Origin of the sequence: Arthrobacter sp. CAU 1506, assembly GCF_005047635.1 — a bacterium.
GTDB lineage: Bacteria > Actinomycetota > Actinomycetes > Actinomycetales > Micrococcaceae > Crystallibacter.
In genome coordinates, this window is record NZ_SUKC01000018.1 from 15,277 (window position 1) to 37,288 (window position 22,012).

16 protein-coding genes and 2 pseudogenes are annotated in these 22,012 nt (G+C 60.9%); 6 read left to right on the forward strand and 12 right to left on the reverse strand.

The features are described from left to right. Nucleotides 1–687 precede the first annotated feature (687 nt). Nucleotides 688–858, forward strand: a pseudogene (locus E4J89_RS16795) (IS3 family transposase); the annotation flags it as partial. Nucleotides 859–1,034: 176 nt separating this feature from the next. Here the strand turns inward: E4J89_RS16795 and E4J89_RS16800 are convergent. The 3 genes from E4J89_RS16800 to E4J89_RS16810 all read right to left on the reverse strand — a co-directional run bounded on the left by E4J89_RS16800 (nucleotide 1,035) and on the right by E4J89_RS16810 (nucleotide 5,288). Further along, on the reverse strand, nucleotides 1,035–2,984 hold the full coding sequence (locus E4J89_RS16800; RefSeq protein WP_136787373.1) for a primary-amine oxidase: 1,950 nt from the start codon (nucleotides 2,982–2,984) through the stop codon (nucleotides 1,035–1,037). Between the two features lie 95 nt (nucleotides 2,985–3,079). Beyond that, nucleotides 3,080–4,525 (reverse strand): aldehyde dehydrogenase family protein, encoded by a 1,446-nt coding sequence (locus E4J89_RS16805; RefSeq protein ID WP_136787374.1) that lies wholly within the window; start codon nucleotides 4,523–4,525, stop codon nucleotides 3,080–3,082. Nucleotides 4,526–4,685: 160 nt separating this feature from the next. Then, nucleotides 4,686–5,288, reverse strand: a complete 603-nt coding sequence (locus E4J89_RS16810) for a TetR/AcrR family transcriptional regulator (RefSeq protein ID WP_136787375.1) — start codon at nucleotides 5,286–5,288, stop codon at nucleotides 4,686–4,688. Between the two features lie 192 nt (nucleotides 5,289–5,480). On the opposite strand from E4J89_RS16810, the gene E4J89_RS16815 reads away from it, so the two are divergent. The 3 genes from E4J89_RS16815 to E4J89_RS16830 all read left to right on the forward strand — a co-directional run bounded on the left by E4J89_RS16815 (nucleotide 5,481) and on the right by E4J89_RS16830 (nucleotide 9,412). Next, entirely contained in the window at nucleotides 5,481–6,425 is a 945-nt protein-coding gene (locus E4J89_RS16815; RefSeq protein ID WP_136787376.1) for a zinc-binding alcohol dehydrogenase family protein, read from the forward strand. 32 nt (nucleotides 6,426–6,457) lie between these two features. Then, entirely contained in the window at nucleotides 6,458–8,182 is a 1,725-nt protein-coding gene (locus E4J89_RS16820; protein WP_136787377.1) for an amidohydrolase, read from the forward strand. Between the two features lie 399 nt (nucleotides 8,183–8,581). After that, nucleotides 8,582–9,412 (forward strand): alpha/beta fold hydrolase, encoded by an 831-nt coding sequence (locus E4J89_RS16830; protein WP_136787378.1) that lies wholly within the window; start codon nucleotides 8,582–8,584, stop codon nucleotides 9,410–9,412. 646 nt (nucleotides 9,413–10,058) lie between these two features. Here the strand turns inward: E4J89_RS16830 and E4J89_RS16835 are convergent. The 5 genes from E4J89_RS16835 to E4J89_RS16855 are packed head-to-tail and all read right to left on the reverse strand — an operon-like array spanning nucleotide 10,059 to nucleotide 15,223. Beyond that, nucleotides 10,059–11,255 carry a flavin reductase family protein gene (locus E4J89_RS16835; protein ID WP_136787379.1) on the reverse strand — a complete coding sequence of 399 codons (1,197 nt, stop codon included), beginning with the start codon at nucleotides 11,253–11,255 and terminating at the stop codon, nucleotides 10,059–10,061. A gap of 28 nt (nucleotides 11,256–11,283) precedes the next feature. Continuing rightward, complete coding sequence (locus tag E4J89_RS16840; RefSeq protein WP_136787421.1) at nucleotides 11,284–12,228, reverse strand: PDR/VanB family oxidoreductase; 945 nt, start codon at nucleotides 12,226–12,228, stop codon at nucleotides 11,284–11,286. Between the two features lie 2 nt (nucleotides 12,229–12,230). Continuing rightward, nucleotides 12,231–12,758 (reverse strand): aromatic-ring-hydroxylating dioxygenase subunit beta, encoded by a 528-nt coding sequence (locus E4J89_RS16845; protein WP_136787380.1) that lies wholly within the window; start codon nucleotides 12,756–12,758, stop codon nucleotides 12,231–12,233. Then, complete coding sequence (locus tag E4J89_RS16850; protein ID WP_136787381.1) at nucleotides 12,751–14,049, reverse strand: aromatic ring-hydroxylating dioxygenase subunit alpha; 1,299 nt, start codon at nucleotides 14,047–14,049, stop codon at nucleotides 12,751–12,753. Before E4J89_RS16850 ends, E4J89_RS16845 begins: the two co-directional genes overlap by 8 nt. 37 nt (nucleotides 14,050–14,086) lie before the next feature. Further along, nucleotides 14,087–15,223, reverse strand: a complete 1,137-nt coding sequence (locus tag E4J89_RS16855; RefSeq protein ID WP_240691952.1) for an acyl-CoA dehydrogenase family protein — start codon at nucleotides 15,221–15,223, stop codon at nucleotides 14,087–14,089. Nucleotides 15,224–15,375: 152 nt separating this feature from the next. On the opposite strand from E4J89_RS16855, the gene E4J89_RS16860 reads away from it, so the two are divergent. Together E4J89_RS16860 and E4J89_RS16870 are read left to right on the forward strand one after the other, a co-directional pair. Next, the gene (locus E4J89_RS16860; RefSeq protein WP_169304043.1) at nucleotides 15,376–15,882 is read left to right on the forward strand and encodes a flavin reductase; all 507 of its coding nucleotides are present in this window, start codon (nucleotides 15,376–15,378) and stop codon (nucleotides 15,880–15,882) included. A 278-nt stretch (nucleotides 15,883–16,160) separates the two neighbouring features. After that, nucleotides 16,161–17,471, forward strand: a complete 1,311-nt coding sequence (locus E4J89_RS16870; RefSeq protein WP_136787384.1) for an amidase — start codon at nucleotides 16,161–16,163, stop codon at nucleotides 17,469–17,471. A gap of 147 nt (nucleotides 17,472–17,618) precedes the next feature. Here E4J89_RS16870 and E4J89_RS16875 read toward each other — a convergent pair whose 3' ends face one another. The 4 genes and pseudogenes from E4J89_RS16875 to E4J89_RS16890 form a co-directional block, all read right to left on the reverse strand. Next, entirely contained in the window at nucleotides 17,619–17,936 is a 318-nt protein-coding gene (locus tag E4J89_RS16875) for a hypothetical protein (RefSeq protein ID WP_136787385.1), read from the reverse strand. A 246-nt stretch (nucleotides 17,937–18,182) separates the two neighbouring features. Further along, on the reverse strand, nucleotides 18,183–19,325 hold the full coding sequence (locus E4J89_RS16880; RefSeq protein WP_136787386.1) for an LLM class flavin-dependent oxidoreductase: 1,143 nt from the start codon (nucleotides 19,323–19,325) through the stop codon (nucleotides 18,183–18,185). Between the two features lie 542 nt (nucleotides 19,326–19,867). Then, nucleotides 19,868–20,659, reverse strand: coding sequence for a helix-turn-helix domain-containing protein (locus E4J89_RS16885; RefSeq protein WP_136787387.1), 792 nt, complete (start codon nucleotides 20,657–20,659; stop codon nucleotides 19,868–19,870). 636 nt (nucleotides 20,660–21,295) lie between these two features. Further along, nucleotides 21,296–21,807: pseudogene (locus E4J89_RS16890) on the reverse strand (IS110 family transposase); the annotation flags it as partial. Nucleotides 21,808–22,012 lie beyond the last annotated feature (205 nt).

Sequence of the window (22,012 nt, forward strand, 5' to 3'; positions counted from 1 at the left end):
ACATCAGGACGGTAGGAGCCGGCCAACCCGGCTCCTACTAGGGCGGCTTGTCCGTCAGCATTGCCATTGTGCGCGGTTTCATACGGCTGAAGAACCAAACGCTAAGGTCCTGTTACGAGCCCACGAACGACGTATTAAGAACTCACTAGAGCCTGGTTCCACCGTAGGTATGAGAAATTGACGAGCGTCTCGACCATCTTCCAACTGCTAGCGAGCAAGACGAAAACCCGCCAGGCTCCGCGTCTCTACGTGTAGAGGAGGGGCTCCACTCGCGCGTGAACTGCTCCCCGAAAGTTGGACTGAAATCAGTTCTGACTTACGGGGAGCAGCTTCATGCATGCATGCAGTTCATTGTCAGAGGACCAACGCCAGAGCGCGGTAGCGTTGTTCGAAACCGGTTGGGGTGCCAAATCCGTGGCAACAAGGCTCGGGGTGCGCGACAAGCGATCCGCCGGTTATACCGGTGGAGAGTTCGCGGAGGGACAACGCTAGTGACCAAGCCAACCAAGCGCGTGTTCTCGTTCGAGCTCAAACTCGATACTGTGCGCCGGTTTCAAGCTGGAGAGAGCAAAGTCGCCCTGGCTAAAGAGCTCCAGCTGTCCTCTCCGCAGTTGATCGAGAAGTGGGGACGTCATCCAGCACCAGCACGCCTCGTGGCGGGCTCTCCTGGGGGGCGCCGACGCCGTGCAATCGATGTCCCGGAAGGGCAACTGCTACGACAACGCAGTGATGGAGAACTTCTTCGGACATCTCAAGGAAGAGCTCTTCCACCGTGTCCGATTCCTCAACACCGTCGCACTAACCGCAGCGCTGAAGGAGTACATCCGTTGGTACAACACCGAACGGATCTCGACATAGCTTGAGGGCCTGAGTCCGGTGCAATACCGTGCCCAGGCCCTCGCGGCTTAGGATCTTACTTGGCCAGTCCAACTTTCGGGGACCAGTTCACGCGCGAGGAGCCCCTCCTCTACACTCAGTCAGTCCGCGTCTCCTTCAAAGACCTACTAAATCTCCGGTGGCCCGAATTTGCCACCTCAGTGGCCGCAGTTGCAGGCACCGGGAGGGCAGTGCGAGCAGCCACCCGATGAGCAGCGGTCCTTCGAAAGGTCGGGGACGTCGAGTGCGGGGCTCTTGTCGAAGAAATTGTTCGGCACCAGCATGAAGCTTGCAACCTCATTTGGCATGACGGGCCAGTCTTCCGACCGCGGGATGTGGGTGACCCCTACCGTGTGCCAGAGCACCACGTCAGTATTCTCCACGGATCTGTTCTCAGCCGTCCATGCAGGCAGGCCAGCGCCGGAGCGGTCCTGGTTGGGGTAGTCGCCTGCGGAATGCATCTCATCGGGCGCGTATGGCGTGACCCAGAGGTTCTTGGTAGCGAATCCCGCCCGCTTGACCATCAGCGACGGCTCCTGCGCGATTAGTGTGTCCGAAGCCCAGCCGGGAATGAGTTTGTAGCCGACCGGTACGCCCCAGGAATTCGGCTTGTTGGGGTTGACCACGGTCCATGTACGTGCTGTCTGCGGACTAGTCAGGCCGTCTCCGTCCTGCTCGCGGGCAATCAGAGTTTTTGTCAACCGGATGGCGTTGCCGTACGGGTTTGCCGGGCCGACCGGCTCGCCATCCACGTCGTTCTGGTACACGGAGTTCTGCCAGCCGTCGACCTCCATGTCAAGGCGGAAGTTGAACAGGTGCTGATGCCATGTAGCCGCCAGGTTCCGTGCGATGGGGCTGGCGTTCGAGGGCACTATGCCGTCCTCGTAGGCGATCGTCTGCACGACGCCCATGAGCTTGGTGTCCACTTCGATATGCCCGTCCTGGAAGAAGTTCCAGTAGAAGCCGTAGTGGTAGTTGCCGATCGTGGCGATGAAGCTGACCACGAGCTTCCGGGAGCGCCGTACGTCGACCTTCCCGGTCACCCAGTCCGTGTGCTTCCAAAGGATGCCGGCATCCTCCTCATGAATGCAGATGGCATTCTTGATTACTGATGGGTTCCCGTCGTCGTCGGCCATGACCGCGTCCAGGTACGTGATATCGCCAAGGCAGTCGCATCCGAGAACGAGGGAGTTGGCCATCTTGCCCATGCCGTACTCGCCGGCGTCGAAGGCGCTGCGGAAGTAGTGGGCAGCCTCAGGGATGCCGTATGGCACCACCATCTCTGCGAGGGAGGCCCGGTGCATCACGGAGCGGTAGTTCTCGGCCTCCCCCGCTTTGCTGTCGTTGTATTCGATTCCGGAGAGGACCAGGCCGTCGATGGGGTGCATGTTGATGCGGAATCGCCACTTTTGCCAGTTCATCTGCGGGCCATGGAGGGTGAAGCTCGGCCCGTCAGGTTGGACAATGTCGAGGACCTTGATGTCATCGCGCATTGGCCCATTCGCATCCGGGGTGTAGTTGCTGCACGCCATCGGCATTGGTTTTGCGCCGGAGTCCTCGATGGCGTAAACCTCGCGCCTGACCGTGTCGATGATGGCTATTACGCCTTCGATGATATGAGCGTAGGCGTTGTCGTCCTCAAAGTGGCGCAAGTACGACACGCAGGCCCACAGTCGGCGCCCCTCGAGGTTGATGTCGCTTCTGTTCCCAACACCGAACGGGTCCAGTTGGACTAGTGTCAGGTCAGTGATGCCCCGCTTAGCGAGCGCCGCGACGTACTCAGGGGAAGCCTTGGCGATCTCGTCCACGAGGACGATCTCCTCGGCGAGCATCTGTGCCCCGCCGTCGGTGAGCTGGACTGAGGACACGACGGTATCGGCCTCGAGGTCGACAATGACGTCGAATGTGGCCGCTGAGGTACGGTCCAGGACGAGTGCCCGCGCCTGCCGCGTCACTTTCTCGCCGCTCCGGAGCAAGGCTTTGTCCGGCTCGTGGGTGAAGACCGAGCCGAAGCCGGGACGCTCTCCCCCGATGCCTTTCTGCTTGATCAGGGTCGAGACCTTGGTAATCTCATCCGCGGTTAGGGCGTCAAAGAGTGGACTGTGCATGAGGTGTTCCTTCTGTGCGCGCTTCGGCTACGACACGTCGGTCCGTTTCTTCCGGACCGCAGTTCACCGTCTGGTTGGGAGTGGGGTTGGTTGGGTCAGCCCAAGTTGATGAAAACCGACCGCGTTTCAGTGTACTCATCGATCGAGTAGGACCCCAGTTCGCGACCCCAGCCGGAAAGGCCGATCCCTCCCCACGGTGAGCCGGGATCGATTAGCGGGAGTTGGTTGACAAAAACAGTGCCGGCCTTGATGCGCGGCGGCAGTTTGTGGGCCAGCTGTAGATCCTGAGTCCAGATCACTCCCACGAGCCCGTAGGACGTGCTGTTGGCCCGCGCAACGGCCTCGTCGAGGTCGTCGTATGGCATGACGGAGAGAACGGGGCCGAAGATCTCTTCACGGGCGATCGTCATGTCGTCCTTGACTTCAGTAAAGACCGTCGGCTTGTAAAAAAAGCCGTTCTTTAGGGCGCCGCCGGCGCGGCTCCCACCGGTGACCAGCTGGGCACCCTGCTCGATGCCTGACTTCACGAAGCCGTCGACTCGGTTGAGGTGATCTTCGGACACGAGCGGCCCCACGACGGTGGCCGGGTCCTGACCGGGCCCGACCTTGAGTGCATTCGCCGCCGCTGCAAGCTTAGACACAAACTCGTCGGCGCGGGAACGGTGGACGAAGAAGCGGGTAAAAGCACCGCACGCCTGGCCGGTGTTGAACAATGCACCGTGCAAGTTGCCCATAACCGCGGCGTCTATGTCAGCGTCATCGCATATGATGCTGGCGGCCTTGCCACCGAGTTCGAGGCCGACCCGCTTGAGGTCAACTGCGGCGGTCCTGACGATCTCCTGTCCCACCGCCGTAGAGCCGGTGAAGGAAATCTTGTCGACCCCGGGGTGAGCGACGAGTGCCTTGCCGACCTCTGGGCCACCCGTGACAACGTTGACAACACCTGCCGGGATACCCGCCTCGCGGCAGAGTTCCGCAAGCCGGACGGTCGACAGCGGCGTCTGTTCGGCCGGCTTGAGGATCGCAGTGTTGCCAGTGGCGAGAGCAGGGGCGAGTTTCCACGCTGCGATGTCGAGCGGGAAGTTCCACGGAGTGATGAGTCCCGCGACCCCGATTGGCTCCCGGTGCTGGAGGCTGAGTTGGTGCGGGATCGAGACGGGTGAGATTTTTCCCTCGAGTTTGGTAGCAAACCCCGCGTAGTAGCGGAAAACCTGGGCTGCCAGAGGCAGCGAAATGTTCCTGGAGACGAATGCGGGCTGACCCTGATCCAGGGTTTCCAGCGCAGCAATCTCCTCAGCGTTCTCCTCGAGCAGCTCAGCCACCCGCCACAGCATCTTGCCGCGCGCATCCGGCGAAATTGACCGCCACGCATCGGATTCAAAAGCGTCGCTCGCCGCGTCAACAGCTGCATCGACGTCTGCCTTTCCGCCGTCGGCAAACTGTCCAATCACCTCACCGGTCGCGGGATTCATCGTCTCACTGGTCGCTCCGGTGGCGGCGTCGACCCACTGGTCGCCGATAAGCAGCTGCGTCGTGCGCACGGTGTCTCCTAAGTCGTTGGTGTTCCCCAATAAGATGAAACACGAAATCACGTCGGATGGCCCTCGCACGGTTCGTTGGCCGAACCGCTTTAAAAAGGAATCGGTGGCTCAAGGCGGATCAATGCATCATGCATAGTCCAGGCCCAGCTTGCGGGCACTGCTATTGCTGCCGTGCTGTTTGTGAAGAAATGCCGCTGAGCAAGCGGAGCATGTCACGAATACGCTCCAGAATCCGCTCGGAGCGCTCGTTCGACCCGTACGCGGCGTGCTGGAGGGCCAGCCCGTCCATGGCTGCCTGGATCATCGCTGCAATGGAGCCTTCTGGGTCATGAATTCCCAAGTTAGCGAGCGTCGCTGAGATCTCGCGGATGTAATAGTCGTAAATGGCCGTGATCCGCTCCGAATCAGGACCGCCCCGCGCCGCACGCAGGAGGTAGTCATACTGCAGCATCCCCCGCTGGTGCTCCCGGGCCATAACCCCAAGGAAGTCCTTGCCGAACTCATCAATACTGCCGGCGTTGAGGTGAGACTCAGCAATGTCAAGCATGGCTGCTCGCTCCAATGCTTGCGTGAGCATCGCCTCGCCTGTCCCGAAATAGAACCGCACGAGGCTGTGCGAGAGCCCCGCCCCGGCTGCCACTGATCGGTAGGTAACCTTGTCCAGCCCCTGGGTGCTGGCGATGTGAATCGCCGCGTCCAATAACCGGGTGCGGGTGTCCTCGTCTGCGGCTGCGGAAGGCTGCGTGGCCAAGTACTGCGTCATGTCATTCTCCCGAATTCAGGCCTTTGCCAAAGGCGTGTTCCTATACCGGACGCCCGTTGAAACTTAATGTGCTCCCATCAGAACAGCATATGCTTCCGGCACTTTCTGCGAGTCCGGCCAGTGGACCACGTGCAAACGATGTCCTTCTCGAACTGGCAGGCTGGGTTCGTACTATCTCGGAGAAAGGTTTTTATGCGCGCGGCCAGGATTCATGAATGGAAGAGCGCCCCAGTCGTCGAGGAAGTGGCGATCCCGGAACGGGGCATTGGCGAATCACTGGTCCGCATTGAGGCCGCCACCGTGAGCCACCTGGATGTTACCGTGCAAACGGGGCAGTTTGAGCTGACCCCGCCTCTCCCATACGTGCCCGGCTGCGAGGGCGCGGGGACTGTCATCGAATCTGATAAGCACACACCCGGCACACAAGTAATTTTCCGCGACGGAGCCGTCGGCCTGGACAAGAACGGGACGTGGCAAGAGTATGCCGTGGCCCCAAATGGCGCGCTGCTGCCGTTGGACGTGGCCGTCGATGCCGCCGTTGCAGCCGCGTTCTTCACTCCGACGGCAACAGCCGCCGTGACACTCTTTGAGATCGGGAAGTTAGAGGCCGGACAGACTGTAATCGTCTCCGGCGCCTCAGGCGCTGTGGGCTCGATGACCGCGCAGCTGGCGTTAGCAGCCGGTGCTAAGGTCATCGGTTTGGTATCCCGCTCATCGCAGATTTCTGGCCTTCCCACGGGTGTCCTTGGCGTCGCACTCGATGACTCGGTGGGGACGGCGGCCTTGGCGAGGACGCGCCCCGCTGACCTCCTTGTCGATACCGTTGGGGGCCAGGGCCTCCGTGAGCGGATCGACTGGGTCCGGTTCGGAGGCAAGGCGGCAATCCTCGGCTATACGGCGGGTACTGAATTCACCCTTGACCTGCCGAACTGGTTCTTCTCCTCAGTCGCGATCCTGCCGGTCAATTTGATGGCTTACGGGGTTGCGGCGGAGCGCTACGCAACTGAGCTGCTGCCTAAGTTTGCCGACGGCAGCCTCACCCTCGCCATGGAAGAGTTCTCACTCGATGAAGTATCCACGGCCTTAAACCGACTTAGCTCCCGCCAAATCACCGGCCGCGCCATCATTCGGTTCTAACACCCCGCTGCACTCTCGACACTAGGAGCACTATGAGCACCAAATATGCCGATACCGTTCTCCGCGGCGGACCCGTCCTCGACCTCACCAACTGGCGGCCGGGTGACAGGGCAACTACCGACTACTTAGCCTCCCGCCCACAAGCAGTGGCAATCGCTAACGGGGTGATCACAGCGCTTGGCGCAGACGCCGAAGCCCTCACCGGTCCTGACACCGAAGTCATAGACCTGGCTGGAAACACCGTCATTCCTGGAATCGACGACGGTCACCTCCACTTCACTGCCTACGCTGTGGCCACGCACGCTTACGTAAAAATGGGCACTGATGTCTTCACGGACCTCGGCCAGCTCCCGGACTTGTTGACGCCGGACCGAATCGATGCGAGCGGATGGATCCGCGGTCACGGCTCCGACCCACTCGTGCTCGGGCGCAACATCACCGCAAACGACATCGACAACGCTCTCGACGTCAACGGCATCGCCGGCACTCCCGTCGTCATTTTCGACTGGAGCGGTCACGCTCTCACCGCGAATTCCATCGCCCTCAAGCTCGCGGGCGTCACAAAGGAGACCCCAGACCCGCAGGGCGGGGTAATTAATCGGGACGCCGAGGGCAACCCCGAGGGCTTCCTCCAAGACGCCGCCATCATCCCTCTGCTCGAGACCATTCCGCGGATCCCCGTCGAGCAGCTGCTCGACGCGTATCGCAAAGGGCAAGCCGACTTACACGCTATGGGCATCACGGCGCTGACCGAGCCGGGAATGGGTCCGGGAGCAACTGCGCTCCTCGACGGGTCGCCCTCAGTCGCCGCCATGCAAGTGCTCGGCGACTTCGCCGAATCAGGGGATCTCACTCTGCGCATAACAGTCCTCACTCTGCCGGTCGGCACGGGTGACGGCAACGCCGGGGCGGTGAGGGAGCAGCTTGAGGCGGGCCTCCACAAAGTCTTCGAAAGTCGCGGCATAGACCCTACACGACTGCGTATAGCCGGCGTTAAAGTTTTCGCAGACGGCACCCCCCAGAATGGCACCACTTGGCACAAAGAGCCGGTCCATGAGATGAACCCTCCTGGCCATCAGTGTGGCCACATGGTCTTGGCGGGCCAGAGCGATGCTGACAAGGTCAATGAGCTCCGCGAGATTATCCGAACCGTCGATGGCGCAGGGCTGCAGGTGGCCATCCACTGCATCGGTGATCAGACGATCGAGACCGTCATCGATTCGATCGCGGAGCTGGCGCCGAACAGCCCGCACCGCCACTACCTCATCCATGCCACTGAACTCTGGCCGAGCGGTTGTGAAGCCCTTGCGGAGTATGGCATCGGCGTCTCCTTCAACCCGAGCATCATCAGTACCTTCGCCACCCAGCTCTCCGAGGCCCGGGTGCGGCGGACGGAGCCAATCGGTTCCGTGCTGCGGGCCGGCGTCCTCCCTGGCATTACATCGGATGCTCCCGTAGCATCCCCGGACTGGCGTCCCGCCGTCGTGTACGCCGTAACCAGAAAGCACTGTTGGGCGGGCCCGGTGCCGCAGGACGATGGCGAGGGCATTACGACCCTGGACGCACTGGCGCTTCTAACGAAGGGGGCGGCTGTTCGGGACCACGCCGAGGATTGGCGCGGTACGCTGGCGGTCGGCCAAGCCGCTGATCTAGCGGTGCTCGAAGGCGCTTGGCCGGACGACCCAGAAGTGGACTCGTTGGTAGATCGCCCGGTACGACTCACTATGGTCGGTGGCCAAATCGTCCACTCTGCCTAATCGCTCTGAACCACAATGGGCCGGCTGCCCTGAAACGGCCCGCTTCCGGTTCGCTCCTGAACCGGGACCGAGCCGGCTCCGTCCGTCCCCTCGACCAGCCGAGCCAGTCCGGCGGCCACTGCGGCAGCGGAACCCCACTGCAACCTCCGGGGTATGACCGGCTTTCCAGGGGTGTGCGTGGGGCCATAAATATGGTTGTCGTTACGTCCGTAATAGGCGAGCTCTGAAGAGTTCGTGAGACCAAGGTTAGGCCTCCGGTAGCTAGCCTCCTGTTACGGATGATGCAATCATCGAGACCGCTTGACGCACCAGAGGACCACTCAGAGGACCGAGGCTTTGATCCGGCTATCGTCGACAGGCGATGGTGTTACTGACTCATTAGAACGAGGAGGATCTCCCATGCCCGCTCCGACTGTCCGTTTCGGTTATGCCGACACCGCGCTCGGCCAATTGCATTACGCGGAGGCGGGCAGCGGTACTCCAGTTATCCTGCTCCACCAAACTCCGCGGTCTTGGGACGAGTTTCGCGATGTCATCCCGCTCATCGCGGCCTCCGGCCGTCGCGCCATTGCGATGGATATGTACGGGTTCGGCGCCTCGGCCAAGCCAGAACCGGGCATCGAGCAGACGATTGAGATGTACGCCGAGGGAGTGATTGCTCTGGCCGACGCCCTAGGGCTGGAGAGTTTTGCTGTCGTGGGTCATCATACCGGCGCTTTCGTGGCGTCGGAGATATCGGCGGCCGTGCCGGACCGAGTCCTAGCCTGTGTATTCTCGGCCGGAGAGTACGGAGACCAGGCAGCTCGTGACGAGGCGTGGGCGCTGATCTCACGAGATGACTTCGTTGACCGTGCACCCAACCGGGAAGACGGATCGCACTTGATGACACTCTGGGCCAAACGTTATCCGCTGTACCCGAAAGGCCGTCCCGATATTCTCAACCGTTTTATCCGCGACGCACTTGCCGTCGATCCGGTCGAGGGACACATAGCCTGTGCCCGCTACGTCATGGAGGACAGGGCCCACCTGGTTACCGCCCCGCTGCTCGTCATCGCAAACACCGGCGACCCGGTGGCCTACCCACACAAAGACAAGGTCGCGGCCGGCTACACTAACGCCGCCTCGGTGGACCTAATCGAGATCGAGGGTGGCTTTGTGTGCGCGGATGAGCATATGTATGAGGAGTTCTCGGCCCACGTTGTGACCTACCTTGACAAGATAGGTGTGTAACTCCTCAAGAAGACCTCATTCTTTAATAGAAGATTCCCGCCGGAACCGCGTAGGCACCGCCAACAGTTTGATCTGTGAGCTGAGCAGTTCCGAATGCCACGGATGGCCTTCTCCGCGGCCTGCGCGGCACGCGCGTCGGACAGGCGCAGCCTGTCCAAGCGTTCAGGCGCAGGATCGAAGTCCATAGGCGGTCGCTGCCCCAGACGCATGGACTCGGAGCAGGCCCTCCTGCTTTAGCTTGGCCGGAGCTCACCTCGGAATCACGAGTGGAACCGGATTTCCGGATCAATGGCCTAAGGCGATGGACTGGTGAAGACTGCTGCTTCCCCTTCCCGCCGGCCACCCGATCGAGAGGCCAGGTGGCAACTGCATCCTCCTGATCCGGATGCCGCTGTCGGTCTTGGGCAGCAGGCAGGACCTAGAGATCATACCCAAGTGAAAACCCGAGTCCAGACAGATCCCGGGGTCAAGATCACCATGCCCGTCGAAAGCTTTAATGTTCTGACCCGACACGGTACGGACACGGCTTGGTAATCTTGGGGTCAGCAGCCGGCGGGAACTTTGCCGACGAACGCCGGCTTTCAATCCACAAACGTGGGTGAGGCGCGGTGGACAGTGACAGGGCAGCCGTGGCGCTCTGGGGGTGTTAGGGGATTTGTGGGGAATAGTGGGCCGGCGCCGTCCCTCCGATCATGCCAGTAATTTGTTGGCCATAGCTGAGTGATGTGGCGAGGATTCGTTTGAATCGTTCAGTGTGACTACCTGCGAAGCCACTTACGACGAGCTCGTACGCCGTGTGCTCGTCGGGGCCGAAAATAGGGATCTGCAAGACAGACGCGTGCGCCTCAGGTCTGGGATCCGAACGAAATTCTTTGTACGACATCTCGAGAGCCTCCCAGACTTGGCTTAAAGCTTGTGCATCATCCTTGGCGGATGAGAGAACTGCTTCGAAGCCGTCGTCCATAGTGTGTCCAAACGATATGGCATACCCATGGAAGCGGGTCAAATCGATGATGTCGCTGATGAGAGTGGTATCCATCTTGCCCGTTATCTGCAGCCCGTTGTTGATCCACCTTTCGCGGACCTCGAGGGGGGACCAGGCAGCGGCGCCAGGACCCATCGGCGCCGCGAACGGAAAGGAGGTGCCGACGTACGGCGAACGCAGATCAGCAGCGGCCAGCACCACGACCTGATCGTGCACAACAGTCGATAGCGCGCATTCAACGCCCAGTTCCATCGTCAGCTGTCGGACCAGTCCTGTGACACTGTTCGCAACCCGCAACCGGCCACCGAAGTCCTCCGGGCTGAACCCGGGCTGAGGCTTGGTGAACGTACCATAACCCCCGTTGAGGAATACGAGCGGAACGGCTCCAGCTCGTGGCCCTAGACCGAGGTCGGCAACCTCACCCAGCACCAACACGTGGTCGCCGGCAGGGAGAACGCTGTACACCGTCGCATCAAACCAGGCGACAGAGTCCGTCAGGCGCGGGATGCCGTGCGCGTCGAACTCCCACGCTTCGCTGCTGAAGCGACTCTCCTTCGGTGCAGAGAAAAAGTCCCGACAGAACTTCTCGTGACTGGCACCAAGTACGGAAGCACGGAATCGGCCCGTCTGCTCAATCTCACGAAAGGTCTGCGAGGTTCGCTGCGGCATAAAACCAATGAGGGGCGGTTCTGCCGAGACAGACGTGAACGTGCCAACAATCATGCCGACGGGTCGGCCGCCCCGGTCCGTCGACGTGATGATTGTGATCCCTGTCGGGTAGTGCCCTAGCACCTGGCGCCAGTATGACTTCTGCTCGGCTGTGCGCACCAGGCTGCCGGCGTGAGTCTGTTCGGTCATGGCGACTCCTATGAGTGAACTGCGATGGTTAGTACAACTCGATGACCAACTTATCTGTCAAGGCGCGGGAGACGCAGAGGGCCATCTCCTTGCCAGCGGCCTTGTCTGCATTGGAGAGGCAACTGTCGCGGTGGTCGGGTACACCTTCGAGGACACCGGAGATGCAGGAGCCACAAATGCCCTCCTCACACGACTTGAAGACCTCAACTCCGTTTTCCTCCAAGACTCCGAGGATCGACTGATCCTCAGGGATGTCATATTCGACACCGTCGAGTTCGACCACAAACGGTTTGTCACGGCTGGTGTCGATACCCTCCGCCACGAAGTGTTCAACGTGGACGTTGCCCTCGCCCACGACCGGGGCGAGGATCGAGGTGACGTGTTCCATAAACGGACCCGGACCGCAGGTGTAGGCGTGTGTTCCGGCGGGCAGGCCTTTGGCGACTTTGGTAAGGAGACGCGTCCGTTCCTTGAGGGGGACACCGAAATGTAGCCTGACCCGATGCCGGAATTCCGCGCGTTCTTCCAGGAACTCGCGAAATGACATCTTTTCCCGGGAGCTGGCGAAGTAGTGCAGTGTGAAGTCCGCGCCGCGCTGCCACAGCTCGTAGGCCATGGACAGCAGAGGCGTCACCCCGATGCCTCCTGCCACCAACACATGTTCGCTCGCGTCCTCGGCGATTGTGAGCAGGTTACGCGGCTCACTGATCTTGAGGTGGTCGCCCACTTTCACTTCGTGCAGCGCAACGGAACCGCCTCGGGAGTTTGGTTCCCTCTTTACAGCTATGAGGAGGGAAGATGGGTCCCCCGGCGGGCTGCATAGCGAGTACTGCCGCAGCACCCCGGTCGGTCCGGTTACGTCGATGTGAGCGCCAGGGGAGTACAGCGGGAAAAGGGTCCCGTCTGTACGGACCAACCTCAGCGTACGTATGTCAGGCGTCTCCGACTCGATATCGGCGACACGGACCAGCATGTTCACAACAGGAACCCCGCTGCTGGCACCATGTCCTCCGCGTCCACTAACCGCACAACCTTCTTCACAATCCGGTCACTCGTAGGCTCGTCTCCAAGTCGGATCTGGAAGTCAACGTCCGCGGCCCAAATGTCGTATGTGCCTCGCTTGTAGGCAACGAGTATTTGGGCGGCCCGCAGCGTCATCATGTCCTCTGATGCACTGCCCGGGACAAACCGCGACACCGTCCGGACGGTCCTTGCGGAGTCGACGGCGGAAATAGCGTAGCCCTCGGTGAAGCGTTGGATTCGGAGAGCACGCATTCGGGCGTCGTCGTAAACCAAGTTGAGAACGTTGTCGAAGTCCTCGATCGACGTGTCGATCGGGATAACGTAAAGGGCGTCTTCAGCGTAGAGCTGGCCCCAAGCGGAGTAATCTTTGCGATCAAGGAGATCGGCCTCGCGCCAGATCAAGTTAATCGTCCGTACGATCCGTGGATCGGACACGGACACGCCGCTCCCGGTTACAGAGCTCTCGAGAATTTCAGTCATTGCTCATCATCTCCTTCCACTTGGCATACGCGGCGCGCATGCCAGTCTCATCGGTGCTGTGCGAGGTAACCCACCCCTCGGGGGCTTTGTACTCCCGATTGAGACCGCGGTTGACCATGATCGGCATTTCAGGACTGGCCTGCGCGCCACGTTGTACGCGGGCCCAGCCTTCAGCATCATCAGGTGTGCCGAAGCCGAACGGGCCTTGGAAATGCTCGTGGATTCGCATTCGTTCACGGATCACCGGTTCGGCTATCTCCGGGGGAGCATCTGGTCCGAGCGCCACGTGTTCGATAACGGTCTCGTCAACACTGACCGGGCGCAACACCCGGAAGAAGGCCGAAGAGAGGCCCACGTTCGGGAAGAGGTTAAGGTTTGACCCGGTTCCGTGCATGGAGCGGACAAGCTTGCGGATCTCCACGTCGTCGACGCCGGCTTGCTTGAGCTCAGCGACGAGCCCGTCGAAGCGGGCCTGGAGGGGCTCAGTGCCGTCATCAACGTCGAGATCAATGTGTTCCGGGACCATGTGCATCACACTGTGGCCATTGCCCAGATCGTGGCAGGTCGACTCCGGATCAGTCATGAAGGAGAGCATGTCCGCGGTCTCTGCGTCGACGGTCGCCATCCAAGATCGGTGCACGATCGGGAAGTGGTAGCCGTCGGTGGTGTTCTCCAACTGAATCTTCCAATTGCCATTGAACTTGAACCGTTGGGTACCGATCACCTTCAGTGGGTATCCGGCGCCTTGTTTGAGGAAGTGGTCGGCCCAAAGTGTCACGTCCCCAAGGAATTCCTCCAGCGGCTCGGCATCCTGATTGAATGTCGCGAAGATCAGGCCACGGTAGCTTTCGGTACGAAGCTTCTGCAGGCCCATGTCCTCCTTATTCATCACGCCTTCGTAGCCCTCGGGGTATGGAATGCCGCGAAGCTTCCCGTCCAAGCTGTACGACCAAGCGTGGTACGGGCAGGTGAAGCCGTTGGCGTTGCCAGTGCGCTGCTCGCAGACGCTGGCTCCCCGGTGCCGACAGCGGTTAACCAGGGTGTGAATCGCTCCCTTGCGGTCCTTCGTTACGATAACGGCGTTGCGGCCGACGTAGGTGGACTTGAAACTGCCAGGCTTGGGCAACTCGCTCTCATGTGCCACCCAGACCCAAGTCTTCTCAAAGATGTTTTTCATCTCCAGTTCGAAGATCTCGGGGTCAGTGTAAATTCGGCCAGCCACCCTGTCGCCCTGCACCAGATCGGCAGGCGCCAGATCGTGGATGTTCCCTGCGGTGAACTCGATGGTCATGCTTTCAATCTCCTAGGTCGGTGGTGGACACGGGCGTTCATAGGAAGCCTGGGGTGGTCGGGTCGAGTCCGAGCAGGACCGCGCCCGCGTCGTCGTACATGTGCTGCGACAGCGAGGCGTGGAGCTGCGGCACTTGGGCGTCCATCCGGATGATGTTGAGGGGGTGGGAGTTATCGATGATCTTGGCGCCCGAGATCTTCGAGACGTCGTGGACGACTTGTGCGGCGACGTCGGACATGTTCACCGCGCTTAGCCGAATTCTCGCTATTTGCTCTGGGGAAACCTCGTCACCGCCGGTCACAGACACCCACACCTCGTCGGCCACGTCGAGGAACCATGATCGGGCGGACTGGAGGGCAGCGTATGCGCGGGAAAATTCGGTGCGGTAGTAGGCCCGCTGGGCGACCGGTGGGGCACCCGTGATGCCTCGATAGGAGCCGGCGTCGTGGGCATAGTCGAGGGCATTTTGCGCCACCCCCAGGCCAATGGCCGCGTGGCACTGAGCCTGGTAACCGATGAGGGGGTAGCGAAACAGAGGCTCATCGATAAGCGGCGCTCCACCACGGACGTAAGTCCACTCGAATGGGATAAGAGCGTTTTCCACGGAGGTGTCGAAAGATCCGGAGGCCCTCATGCCTGACACATCCCATTCCTGGATGATGTTGAGCTGCTCCTTTGGGACGATCGCGGCGCGAGGTTTCCCGCCCGCGGACGGATCGAGAAGGCCGACGGATATGTAGTCGGCGGCCATACATCCCGAGGCAAACTTCCAACGTCCACTGACGCGGTATCCGGTCTCGGTTACCTCGGCCTCAGCCATGGGGTAGAGACCGCCGGCGAGTACGATGTCCGGCCCGGCGGCGTAGATCTTGGCTTGGGTTTCCACTGGAAGTGCGCCAAGGTACGTGTTGGCGGAGGCGAATCCGATCACCCACGCGGTGGAACCGTCGACGCGCCCGAACCGCTCGATGATCCGGAGGAATTCCGAGGGTGGCATCGGCTCACCCCCGAATTGGATTGGTGTTGCATGGCGATATACGCCGAACGGAACGACCTTCTCAATGAAGTCGCGTGGGATGTACCTCTGCTCGTGAAACTCAGCTCTCCTCTCGGTGAGCTCGGCAAGGAGGGTTTCCCACATCGCTTCGGTGACTTGGGGCAACTTCATGGTCATGTACCCATCGTTGGAGATTCGGGCAGCTTCTCCAACGGCACGGTTCGGTCAGCGAACCTGGGACTGACCGCAGAACTCCCACCGATCTAGCCTCACTATCATCACCGGGGCTGTCCCCCACATGATCAACCACAGGAGGAACTGTGACCACGATGACCGCGGAGCTCAACCCTACCCAGCGGCAATTCCGTGCAGCGATGGCTAACCTGTCCGCGGGCGTGAATGTCGTCACGACCGAGGGTGAATCCGGCCGTGCCGGCACCACCGTGACCGCTGCATGCTCGGTTACGGACTCTCCACCGACCATGGCGGTCTGCATCAACAAGTCCGCCTCGGCACATGACGCGTTCGTTACGAATAACACGATCGCTATCAATGTGCTCGCTCACGAGCAGGAGGATGTAGCGCTCGTCTTCGCCAACGCCACAGACACCCCGCGTGAAAAGCGCTTCGACGACGCACGGTGGGACCTCACGACCTATGGAGTCCCCGTACTTGCCGGGGCGGCCGCCTCGCTGGTCGGACGGATCGGCACCGTATCGACCCACGGGACCCACTCGGTCCTCTTCGTGGAGATTGACCAGGTGGTGACCACGCCCGAGGTTGGCGGCCTGGTCTACTTTCAGCGCAAGTTTCACGGCGTCAACAATCCGGCTTAAGCGATGACGAGAAATATGCGTGCGGCCCATATGACACTGACCTGTTACAACGACACGCATGGCTGGGGATGGAAGCACGTTGACCTCTTCACGCGCGACGCCGCTGGACTGGAACTCAACTGGGTCCATTGGGCTGTGCCGGAGGACGGCCCCGACGCGGCGGACCGAGTCACTGCCACAGTCGAACCTACTCTCAGACGCACATCCGAGTGGCGACACGGACAGAGTCCCAGCGGCATGGACTTTTGGGAAGCGGATGCAGCGTGGGGCGACGAGGCATGAGTTTCTGGCAGCCTTGGTCGTTACGTGACGCTGTTGCCGAACTTCGCAGAGGCGGGGCTGCAGGGGAGCGCGTTGCGGCACGTAGCATAGCGCGCATTGAGGCCACGGATCCCACCCTGCACGCTTGGGCTGCCCACGAGCCGCAGACGATCCTGGTGCCCGATGGCCCTTTGGGCGGCGTGCCGCTTGGCGTAAAGGACATCATCGACGTCGAAGGTTATCCGACAAAATGCGGGTCCGGGCTTCGTGCCGACGCGGCGCCGGCTGATAAGGACGCTGCCATCGTCTCCGCTTGGCGAGTTGCCGGTGCGGTACCGGTCGGCAAGACCGTTACGACGGAGTTCGCCTTTTTCGCCCCTGGACCAACCAGAAATCCTGCCAGCCCCGCGCACACACCTGGGGGTTCCTCCAGTGGCTCAGCGGCCGCCGTCGCCTCTGGTCAGGTCCCGATCGCACTCGGTTCCCAGACAGCCGGATCAGTGACGCGGCCAGGTGCCTACTGCGGAGTCGCCTCCCTGGTGATGACCCATGGCCGCTACCCGGGAAACGGCATTGTGGGGCTAAGCAAGAGCCTAGACAGCCACGGCGTTTACACTGCCACTGTCTCCGATCTTGCGCTCGCTTGGTCGGCGCTCACCGGCGATCCAGACGTTGGGCTGGAATCTCTCAGGCCACCCCGGCTCTTGCTCTGGACTGCGGCACCGCTCGATGTCGTTAGCGTGGAGATGTCCTCCGCACTATCCGAGACGTTGAAGGCGCTCCGCGCCGCCGGTGCCGTCGTGGACCTGTTGCCCCTGGAACAGTTGGTGGCCCGCGTGACCGCAGCGCATCCTGTGGAGATGGCGTATGAAGCCGCCCGGGAGCGTTCTTGGGAACGCGACCAGGCGGACCTGCTCAGCGCGGCGCTGGCGCATTTATTGCGCACCGGAGCAGGGATCGCGGAGGCCGAATACGCCGAGGCTAGGATGACCATAGCGAGAGCCACTGACAAGATCGCCCACGCGATGGTTGGCTACGACGCTGTCATCGGTCCCGGTGCACCCGGCGCAGCCCCTGCTGACCTAGACACCACGGGTGATCCTGTCCTCAGCAGGGCCTGGCAGGCATTAGGCCTGCCGGCCGTTGGCGTTCCGGGGCTTCGGGACTCTAAGGGGCTGCCCCTCGGCCTCCAAATCGTTGGCAAGGCGCGCGATGAAATCGGGGCCCTGCGGGCGGCGGTTTGGGTTGAACGAGTTTTAACCCGGCGGCCCTCGCGACGCCGTGGTTCAAGTGTTGTTGGTGCGGCGACTGCTTTCGAGGCTTCGTGACGCAGACCATCAGTTCCCTCTCAGCGGTCGTTCGCTTCCGCTGAACTTCGTTCCGCGGAAAATTTTGGCAGGTGTTCCTGAACGCTTGCCAAAATTGTCCGCGCTTGCATCACGGCAACGTATCCCTGCCGAACGAAGTGATCCCTATCATCCGGGCAAGACAACGTGTGCCGCCACATGAGTGCCTGATACATTCAGCCATCCCTGCGTGCCTGCGTAAGCAAACATATCCTCCAGCTCGGAGGCACGCTGGACGTTGGAAGCGGTGTCCAGCGCCTGGCGAAGGAAATCGATGGAGATCCACAAGTGACGCGGCTTTTCATGAGGTTGGATGTCAGAGCTGTCTCGCACCAGAGCGATAAACTCCTCATGCACGAGGTCACCGGTCTCGATGTGGAGGCTGTCGAAGCGGTCCTTGTCGGTGACGTCGAAGCCCTCGCGAGTGGCCAGGACGATCATGGTCATACCTCTTTCGCAACGGAATTGGACTCTGCCCGCCGGTGGTGAGCGGGACGAGGGAGGGGTTCTCGTGTCGGTGCCGTAATCGGAAGCGCCTGGACAAGAACGGGTGGGCTACATGGAGCAGTTCACGCAGCTTCCTGCCCCACTCGGGCCCACGAGAGTCCCCCAAAAGCCAGGAAACACTCGACGGTCGGGTTCCACCGGCTGAACAGCCGCCGGAACCCGACCACCTCGCATTCTCTCTGCGGCTCAAAGCTGGAACTTGCCCACATCTTTAATGCCTGCACGCATCTGTGCGTTCTCAGGGATGGAGCCCTTGCGAGCCTTGAAGTGCGGAATGACATACTTGCCGATCATCTCGATCGTCTTAAGTGTTTTGGAATGACCGTATCCGTCGATTTTCAGCACGACCTCATCGATGCCCATGGTCTCGAGCTTTTCTGCGCGTTCAATGAACCAGTCCGGGTCACCGACCATGAACATCGGAGAGGACTCATTAAGATACTCGAGGTCATCAAAGTGGTTGACGATGTTGTCGTGCAGCTTGGCCCAGTACTGGTATCCCTCGGCCTTATTGCCGGCCAGTCCTGCTGCGATCCCTTCGACGCTCTTGAGCATCGCTTGCATAGCGACGCGAGCTTCCGAAAGAGACTTCTCGTTAGACTCGGCGCAATAGGCCGGGAAGGTGAACGCGGTAATGTGAGGATTCACGTCATAAAGATTGTCGATGGGTTCCGCCTCGGCAAGGCCCTTATTGTAAGAGTCCACCAGCATCTGCTGGAACTCCCACCCGAGCCAGGTATCTGCCGTCATCAGACCAAGGCCTAACTTGCCCGCTAGGAAGTGTGACTCCGGGCTGGTCGCGGTGACATAGATCGGAGGCATTGTCTTGCTCTCGAGCTTTGGGGAGATCTCGACATCCTTGAAGGAGAAGAATTTTCCGTCGAAGCTTATGGGCCCGTCTGCAGCGAGGAGCCGGATAACGACTTCCAGGTGCTCCCGGAACTCTTCTCGAGTGGTCTCGGGATTGACGCCGAATCCCTTCATGTACTTGTCATTGTTTGAGCGTGCGGTGGCGAAACTGAACCGGCCCTTGGAGAGGATATCCATCGTAGCCACGCGCTCTGCAACACGGATTGGATTGTTGAACGAAAGTGCGGAGATCGCCATCTGACGAATTTGGGTAGTGTGGGTGCGGTCCGCGATGACCGGCAAGACGACCTCTGGTGCAGAGATCGACCACTGGCCCCCCATAAAGTGTTGTTCCGAGGTGCCGACGAAGTCAAAGCCCATCTCCTCGGCGAATACGAGCTCCTTGATACTCTCCCGGAGACGTACTCCATAAGACATGCCCCGGTTGACCTGGGCTTCGCTGATGATGCCGAACTTCACGTTGTTCTCCTTGTTGGTGGGCGGCCATAATCGCGATGGTCAACGTTTACGCGCTGGCCGTTCCAAGTCACGACCCGGGCCGGGTACTGCCTTAACTGACATGCCCTAGTCAGGACGGATCCTGACGCAGGGACCATATGGATGGGAGTCCGATCAGCTGCCAATCGTCATAAGCGCTGCCGACTCCTCTACTGGCGATGTGTGCCCCTGCGGGGATTCTTTCCGCAACAGTCCAGCGAACCAATCGCCTGGACCGTTCAGTGGACTGCTCCACGGCTCGCTCGCCGGATTTGGTGGTGAGAGTGGGCCCCGGCGCGACTAGCCCGAAACAGACGCGCGATACACCCTGCCGTCGGCGTGTAGATGGGAACTTGGCGGCAACCGAGGTTACGCGTCGGCGGCGCGGCAGTGATCTGGTCAACGGGAAGCCCAAAATCAACCGCCGTGACAGCACGACGAAGGAGCTCTTCCACGTCTATCACGCCCGATATCTTCCGGATATGCGCGAGGTGCCGCCTGCTCACAGGGCTAGCGGCGGGCGCTCATCTGCGATCGAGAGAACGTCCGACATCTGCAGAGGCCGACCATAGTGCGTGGAGAATAGTCTGGTCGTCCTTCCGGTCTGCGGGTACGGTGACGCTGATGACTGCGGGCACGCGTTGGCGGTCGACAAGCGCAATGGGAACGGCGTAGGTTTTCAGGCCCGGCACCAGCTCCCCGTTGTCGCTCGCCCACCTCCGCGATCGAATCGTTTCAAGTTGGGCGAGGGCAGTTTCTGCCTTTTCCCGTCCGACTAACTCCGTGACTGCTTGTCGACGTGAATCCCGATATGCCATAAGCACCCGACCCGATGCCGATGACAGGATCGGCATGCTCGGGGTTAAGAGGAACGGTACTTCGCGGCGGCCCACGATCCGCTCGAGATAGACACACTCGTTACCTCGAGCAATGGCAAGGTGCACTATTAACGCATTCGATGCGCTTCGGAGGTCGATGAGGGTGGGCCGCGCAACGGCGGAGAGGCGCGCGGGACCGGTGACGAGCTGGCCCATCTCAAAGATTTTCCAGCCCAACTGGTACTCCTTACCCGTCTTGGAGAGGTACCCCAAGTCCACTAACTGACTGGCGAGCCTGTACGTCGTTGCCTTTGGAATGCCTGAACGGCGGCTCAACTCGGTCAACCCGACGCGGGTCAAGGTGGGAGAAAAAACCCGCAAAAGGAGGTGCACCTTGCCTAGGACCGAATCATCCGCAGTCGTGTCCTGAACGCGGAACACTGTGGGACCAGTGGCGGTCCGCTGACGAGAGGGACTCGATTCAATGATTGAAGTCATGTGATCATCATCTCCTTTGTTGTCCAAATGGACAACAACTTATCGCGGCAATCCGCCACCCGATCCTTGTCCTCCAAACTGCTTCGTGGCATAGTAGCGGGCGGCCGTGTCCACATGGGCTTCCTTTCCCAGCCGTTTCACCGACATCATCAGGAGCACAACTACCAGGGTCAGCTGCCCAGAGGCGCTACTGTTGGCCACCACGGTCGACTGCATCGGAGAGGGAATCGCGCCCTTGGACGGTCCCCCGAACAGCTCCACCGGATGGCTTGCTGGATCAGTAATGCCTGCCAGCGGCGAGCTCGAGTGCGCGGCCACCCCAGGGGAATCAGCTCGCCGAATTCCACCAAACCACGCGTAAATTCTGCCGGTACGTAGTCGCACCAAAGCTTCATCTCCGGTTACCGGTGCGCGGGCAGGCTTTTGTGTCGGCCGAAGGGCGCCCTAACTGACGCCTAGGCAAGTGGCCGGAATTTCGTCAGAGACGTGCCGCGTCTCCCTTTCTATGCGCCCTGCGACTCGCAGTCTAAGAGTACGTCTCTGAGGAGACGTCAGCTCCCGTGGGCAACCTTCCTCGGGTGGCTTCGGCGTCCACAGCACTACCAACGGCGCCCTCGACACAGTCACGGTTGTCAAGGCCTTTAGCGCCGACGGATGGTATTCGCGCAGGAGCGAACGGATGCGGTTGGCGTGCTGCTGTCGGTCCCAGACCACGTCCTGTTGTGCCCGTACGAGCACGGCTATGTCCTGGACCAGTTCCGAGTCCCGAGGAAGCGGGCGGTGGGCGTGGCGGTCTGTGCATAGGATGTTGGCCAGCGCCGGGCGTCCTGGGCATCGGGTTTCTTGTGTGAGGCCGCGTGCCGGTCGCGGTACCGGGCCATCGCCATAGGGTTGATGGCGTAGACCTCCCGGCCGCGCGATCGGAGGGCCGCGGCGAGGAGACCGCGCGGGTTTCGAGGGCCACGGGCAGACGGTCGCCTGCCTGGTCTCCATAGGTGTGGAGCAGGTCCAGCAGTTCTGCCAAACCCGCCGCCGTATCTTCAATCCCTTGCGAGGCCAGCACGGTGCCTTGCAGGTCCACGAGTGCGATGTCGTAGTGTCCCTCTGTCCCAGTCGATGCCACAGAGGACCTTTGCGACAGGGGACAGTTGCGACCTAATAGAGAACTCGACCGCTCGACATCTGATTGGCATTCACTTCCTCATAGGGCGCTGCTGCGGCCAGGTCTTGATGCATGAACTCTAGGGTCCGCGTTTCTGGTCGAGACGTTGGCCGGCAGTGAGCCCCCTGAGGTCAACCTACGTTCCGTAGTGGGAGGGAGCCAGGGGGCCAATCTTTTCGACGGCTCCGGGC